Origin of the sequence: Mesorhizobium sp. M7A.F.Ca.ET.027.03.2.1 (assembly GCF_003999175.1) — a bacterium.
In the GTDB taxonomy this organism is placed as follows: Bacteria; Pseudomonadota; Alphaproteobacteria; order Rhizobiales; family Rhizobiaceae; genus Mesorhizobium.
This window is the reverse complement of the sequence record NZ_RZOM01000303.1, coordinates 1-6021: the sequence shown is the minus strand read 5'-3', so window position 1 is coordinate 6021 and position 6021 is coordinate 1. Positions and strand designations below refer to the sequence as shown.

Here is a 6021-nt window from a genome sequence, read left to right as displayed (position 1 = left end):
TCTGCGACGGGATAGACCTTTGACGGGAATCCGGTGAAAGTGCCGCGCCGATCCGGCCAGCCCACATTGACGATCACTTCGCCACATTGTCGATCACGCAGAGGACAGAGCGCTATGACGAACCCGACCCACCTGCCCACCGAGGGCCTTTTTGTCGGACGCGCCAGAAGCAGCGATGCCGCATACCCGCTGGTCGTCGCGGTGCGCGATGGCACGGTCTTCGACATCACCTTGCGTGCGGCACCAACCATGCGCGACCTTTGCGAGATGGCTGACCCGGCTGCGCATGTCCGCTCGGCCGAGGGCAGACCGATCGGATCGCTCGATGACATCGCCGCCAACAGTTTTGAGACCGGGCGCGATCCAGCAAAACCCTACCTGCTCTCACCGGTCGACCTGCAGGCGGTCAAGGCATCGGGCGTCACCTTCGTCGTCAGCCTGCTGGAACGGGTGATCGAGGAACAGGCGCGCGGTTCGGCTGAAAAAGCCGATGCCATCCGCGCCGACATCGCAGGACTGATCGGCCACGATCTGTCGAAGCTGAAGCCCGGTTCGCCCGAAGCGATGGAGATCAAGGCCAAGCTGATTTCGCGCGGCGCCTGGTCGCAATATCTGGAAGTGGGCATCGGCCCCGATGCCGAGATCTTCACCAAGTGCCAGCCGATGGCCTCGGTGGGCTTCGGCGCCGATGTCGGGCTGCACCCGGTGTCGACCTGGAATAATCCGGAACCCGAGATCGCCATGATCGCCGCCTCCAGCGGCCGGATCGTCGGCGCGACCATCGGCAACGACGTCAATCTGCGCGACGTCGAAGGGCGTTCGGCGCTGCTGCTCGGCAAGGCCAAGGACAACAATGCCTCGGCCTCACTCGGCCCCTTCATCCGCCTATTCGACGACAAATTCTCCATCGATGACGTCAAGCGCGCCGTCGTGCGCCTGAAAGTCGAGGGCGAGGACGGGTTCTCGCTGGAGGGCGCAAGCTCGATGGCGGAGATCAGCCGCTCGCCGGAGGAACTGGTCGCCGCGGCCATGGGGCCGCACCACCAGTATCCGGACGGGCTGGCGCTCTATCTCGGCACCATGTTCGTTCCGTCCAAGGATCGCGGCGAGAAGGGCAAGGGATTTACCCACAAGGTCGGCGACATCGTCACCATCTCGTCGGAAAAATTCGGCGCGCTGGTCAACCGCGTGCAGCTGTCGCCGGACTGCCCGCACTGGACCTATGGCGCCAGCCATCTGATGCGGGAGCTGGCCAGAGCCGATCTGATCTAGCAACTGGTGTCGTCGACGCCCTGCCAAGCGCTGCGGACCTGGCCCCGTGGGCGTAGGATGGTCGCCGGCGTGACCCTTGTCGGCGCAGGCCGCGTTCGCGCGACCCGAAGCAATCACGCCAATTATCAGACAGTCGGAAAATCACCTCAACTGATGCAATCTGATGGGACCGCTGATGACGCCCCGTCAGACGCCCACTACACCTGCAGATGGAGGCTTGGCAGATGGAGGCTTGCCATCCGTCGAAAAAGGGGATGCTCTGACGCATTCAACCGGCGCTGCAAAAAGACGCGGAACAAGGGACGGATTTTGAACTGACGATCTACAAACGGGAGGAAATCAAATGCTGACACGGCTAAGACTCGTTCTATACGGCCTGTTGGTGGCGCTGATGGTGGTACCAGCAGCGGCACAGGCCAAGACGTTCTACTGGATTTCGCACGGCGGTCCGGCCGATCCGGTCTGGACCTATTTCCTGGCCGGCGCCAAGCAATGGGCCAAGGACACCGGCAACACCGTCAACACCTCGTTCCACAATGGCGATGTCGCCTCGCAGCAGGAAGCGGTTCGCGCCGCCCTCTCCGCCAAGGCCGATGGTATCGTCACGACGAGCCCCGATCCGGGCAGCCTGATCGAGATCGTCAAGGAAGCGCGTGCGGCGAAAGTGCCGATCATCAATTTCAACACGCCTGATCCGAAAGCCGACTTCAACGCCTATGTCGGCGGCGACAATGTCACCTTCGGCAAGCATTGGGCGCAGTATCTGGTCGACAAAGGCCTGGTGAAGAAAGGCGACTTCGTCTGGATGCCGGTCGAAATCCCCGGCGCCACCTATGGCGTGCAGGAAGAAGAAGGCATCAAGAGCGTCTTCGAGCCGCTCGGCATCACCTATGAAATCACGGAAGCCACGCTTGATCAGGCTGAAGTGATCAACCGCATGGTCGACTACCTCACGGCCAACAAGGCCAAGGTCAAGGCGATCATCGGACTGGGCGATCTCGTCACCGGCTCGATCAAGCGGGTGTTCGACCAGGTCGGCATCAAGCCGGGCGAAATCCCGGTCGTCGGCTGGGGCAACTCGCTCGACACCACCCAGGAAGTGCTGAACGGCTATGTCAATGCCGGCCAGTGGCAGGACCCGCAGGCGACCAGCTATGTCGCGCTTTCGCTGGCCAATATGGCCGCCGGCGGCATTCCTCCGGGCTTCAACGTCATCACCGGCGCGCTCTACGAAAAAGACACCGCGCAAATCTACGACGACATCCTGTCCGGCAAGTAACATCCAATCCTAGCAGTCGCGGCCGCCCAACGGTCGCGACTGGCTCTCCATTTCGCCGAGCCCTTCGCACGCGATGTGCAACGCTCAGCCTTCCACTCATGTCGCGGATTGCCGTGGAAAATCATTCGCTCGTCCAACGCCTGATCGCACGGCCGGAATTCGGCCCGCTGGTGCTGCTCGTCGTCGAGATCGCCGTTTTCTGGAGTTTCAACCACGACTTCCTGTCGCCGCAGAACATCTCCAACACGCTGGCCTTCACGGTCGAACTCGGCCTGATCGCGCTGGCGATGACGCTGTTGATGACATCGGGCGAGTTCGACCTCTCGGTCGGCTCCCTGTTCGGCTTCTCGCCGGTCTTGATGTGGACCCTGTTCAACAGCGGCCTGACCTCCCTTGAGGTCGGCTTTGTCGCCGCGCTGCTGGTCGCCGCCTTCATCGGGCTGGTCAATGGCTGGTTCGTGACGCAGCTCAAGATCCCATCCTTCCTGGTGACGCTTGGCATGCTGCTGGTGGTGCGCGGCACCGCTCTTTTCGTCACCGATGGTTTTCCCCAGCGCACCTGGAGCGCGGAAGGCAGCTGGCTGGCGGAAGTGCTGGTCGGCGATTTCTTCATCGGCCCGTTCCGCATCTACATGTCGCTGTTCTGGTTCATCGCCGCGGCGATCGGGCTCGGCTATGTGCTGACGCAAAGCCGCACCGGCAACTGGATCCAGGCGGCCGGCGGCAACCCGAGTGCTGCAAGGGCGCGCGGCGTCAATGTCAGCGGCGTCAAGATCGGCCTGTTCGTGCTGTCGTCGGTCATGGCTTCGCTTGCCGGCGTCATCTCGTCGCTGCGCACTTCCGCCGCCAACCCCAACAGCGGCACCGGCTACGAACTGGAAGTCATCGCCATGGTGGTGATCGGCGGTACAGCACTTACTGGCGGGCGCGGCACAATCATCGGCACGGTGCTCGGCATCCTGATCCTGCGCGTGATGCGCAACGGCATCGTGCTGATCGGCGTGCCCGGTCTTGCCTACAACATCTTCATCGGCGCTATCATCCTTGGCATGATGGCGCTGCATTCATGGCTGGAACGCCGGCACCAGGCGGGGACTTGAACCATGGCCGAGCCACTGATCCGCATGACGAGCATCCGCAAGTCCTATGGCCGCGTGCAGGCGCTGGAGGATGCCAATTTCCATGTCAATGAACGGGAGATCGTCGGCTTGCTCGGCGACAATGGCGCCGGCAAGTCGACGCTGATCAAGGTGCTCTCGGGTGCCGTTCCGCTGACCAGCGGCGATATCTTCATCCGCGGCAAGAAGGTGAGCCTGCGCAGCACCAGCGACGCCATCGCCCACGGCATCGAGACGATCTACCAGGACTCGGCGCTGGTGACGCAACTGTCGATCGCCCGCAATCTGTTCCTCGGGCGCGAGCCGATCAAGCCGCCGCGCTTCCTCAACCGGATGGACCAGGATGCGATGAACACGGTTGCTCGCGACTTGCTCAAGCAGGTAGGCATCTCGAAGAACATCCCGTCGACGACGCCGATCGGCTCGCTCTCCGGCGGCGAGCGCCAGGCGGTGGCGATCGCGCGCGCCATGCATTTCGACAGCGACCTGATCATTCTCGACGAGCCGACCAACAATCTCGGCGTCGCCGAAACACAGGGTGTGCTGAGCTTCGTGCGCAGCGCCCGCGATTCCGGCCATTCCTGCATTTTCATCGCCCACAACATCCACCATGTCTTCCAGGTAGTCGACCGCATCGTCGTCATGCGCCGCGGCAAGGTGGTTGCTGACGACATAGACCCCAAGAAGACCAGCGTGGCGGAGGTCGAACGGATCATCACCGGCATGTCGGACAAGGAAATCCGCGATGCCATCGCCGATGGCAAGCCATCGCACTGAGAATGGTGATGGGCGGCAATCACCCGTCACCTCAGATCGCATCGCTTGTCTGACGCGCCACCGCATGGCGAACAGGATTGCAGCATGAAAGCCACAGTCTCGGATACCGCACGCAACTGCGGGCTGTGGGTTACGGCATGAAAGCCACTGTCTCCGATATCGCTCGTAGCTGCGGGCTGTCGACCGCAACGGTCGACCGGGTGCTCAACAACCGGCCGGGTGCGAGTGCGGCCAACCGCCAGCGCGTCATGGAGGCGGCCAAGCAAGTCGGCTATCTGCCGGTCGCCGATCAGGTGACGCTACCCTCGCGGCCCGCCCACCTTGAATTCCTGCTGCCGATCGGCAGCAATGCCTTCATGCGCGATCTCGCCGGGCACATCGAGGACTACGCCGCGCGCCTGCCGCTTGTCGCCTCGTGCCGGATCCATAACCTCGCCGGTATCTCGCCGAACGCGTTGCAGAGCGCTGTCGAAAACCTGTCGCTCAGGGCCAATGGCGTCGGTGTCATCGCCGTCGATCATCCGCGTACGCGCAACATCCTGCGCGACATCGTCGAAGCCGGCATGCGCCTGGTGACGCTGGTGTCCGATGTTCCGGCGGCACCGCGCGCGGCCTATGTCGGCATCGACAACCGGGTGGCGGGACGAACGGTGGCGCTGCTGATGGGACGCTTCCTTGGCGGCCGCACCGGCCATCTTGCGATGGTCGTCGGCTCACGTTCCTATCGCGGCCACGAGGAACGCGAAATGGGTTTCCGCTCGGTGCTCAGTGAGGAGTTTCCCAATCTGACCGTCAGCAGCGCCGTCGAGGTCAACGACGAGCCCGATGCCAGCTACACCGAGACCATGAAGGCGCTGCACGACGAGCCGGAACTGCTCGGCATCTATTGCGTCGGAGCTGGACATTCGGGCGTTGCAAAGGCGATCCGGGAGGCCAGGCCGAACCGCAAGCCGGTGTTCATCTGCCACGATCTGACCAAGGACACGCGCGGTCATCTCGTCGACGACCTGCTCGATGTCGTCATCGACCAGAATGCCAGGCTGATCGCGGAACAGTCGGTCATTCGCCTGCTCGGCTCGATTGCCTCCTCGGCACCCTATCTGACGCGCAAGTTCATCGAACCGCGCTTGATCTTCAGGGAAAACGTCCTGGTGCAGTAATGCGAAATGGCTTGGCTAAACCGGGTTTCCGGATTTGTACGATGATTGGCACGGCAAATCTGCACAGCAGCTATGCAAGTTTCTTTGTTGCCGAATCGTTGGGCAACTCGTAGGTTCTGGTTGTCGGCCATCTACTCCTCCCAGATGCGATGCCGACGCTGAATGGGGTGCACCTCCTCCCGCGCCACATTCGAAAATCGAGCCCGCTGCCACCTCCTCCCGGCAGCGGGCTTTTTTCGTTTGGCCGACAGGGATGGCGGCACAGCGACACCAAAGCGCGCCCAGTCATCACGCGATGAATGGCGCACATGGATAGGCGACAGGTCACCTCAACCGGCGGCGGCGCCCCTGAAAGAAACGATCAATCCTTCAGCCATGCGCACGAACTGCGTGCTCGGACCTTCCGACCCCACGG

5 protein-coding genes are annotated in these 6021 nt (G+C 62.5%); all 5 read left to right on the top strand.

Features of this window, described 5'->3' with window-relative positions; translation table 11 throughout:
- Window positions 1-114 precede the first annotated feature (114 nt).
- The 5 genes from EN750_RS15265 to EN750_RS15245 all read left to right on the top strand — a co-directional run bounded on the left by EN750_RS15265 (window position 115) and on the right by EN750_RS15245 (window position 5606).
- The gene (locus EN750_RS15265) at window positions 115-1272 is read left to right on the top strand and encodes a fumarylacetoacetate hydrolase family protein (RefSeq protein ID WP_127396915.1); all 1158 of its coding nucleotides are present in this window, start codon (window positions 115-117) and stop codon (window positions 1270-1272) included.
- A 343-nt stretch (window positions 1273-1615) separates the two neighbouring features.
- Window positions 1616-2551, top strand: a complete 936-nt coding sequence (locus EN750_RS15260; protein ID WP_013532868.1) for a substrate-binding domain-containing protein — start codon at window positions 1616-1618, stop codon at window positions 2549-2551.
- A 113-nt stretch (window positions 2552-2664) separates the two neighbouring features.
- Window positions 2665-3651 carry an ABC transporter permease gene (locus tag EN750_RS15255; RefSeq protein WP_127396914.1) on the top strand — a complete coding sequence of 329 codons (987 nt, stop codon included), beginning with the start codon at window positions 2665-2667 and terminating at the stop codon, window positions 3649-3651.
- Between the two features lie 3 nt (window positions 3652-3654).
- On the top strand, window positions 3655-4446 hold the full coding sequence (locus EN750_RS15250) for an ATP-binding cassette domain-containing protein (protein ID WP_127396913.1): 792 nt from the start codon (window positions 3655-3657) through the stop codon (window positions 4444-4446).
- 137 nt (window positions 4447-4583) lie between these two features.
- Entirely contained in the window at window positions 4584-5606 is a 1023-nt protein-coding gene (locus tag EN750_RS15245) for a LacI family DNA-binding transcriptional regulator (RefSeq protein ID WP_127396912.1), read from the top strand.
- The last annotated feature ends 415 nt before the right edge of the window (window positions 5607-6021 follow it).

Coding starts and splice junctions, on each gene's coding strand:
- EN750_RS15265 (WP_127396915.1), top strand. CDS start 115: ATGACGAACCCGACCCACCTGCCCACCGAGGGCCTTTTTGTCGGACGC.
- EN750_RS15260 (WP_013532868.1), top strand. CDS start 1,616: ATGCTGACACGGCTAAGACTCGTTCTATACGGCCTGTTGGTGGCGCTG.
- EN750_RS15250 (WP_127396913.1), top strand. CDS start 3,655: ATGGCCGAGCCACTGATCCGCATGACGAGCATCCGCAAGTCCTATGGC.
- EN750_RS15245 (WP_127396912.1), top strand. CDS start 4,584: ATGAAAGCCACTGTCTCCGATATCGCTCGTAGCTGCGGGCTGTCGACC.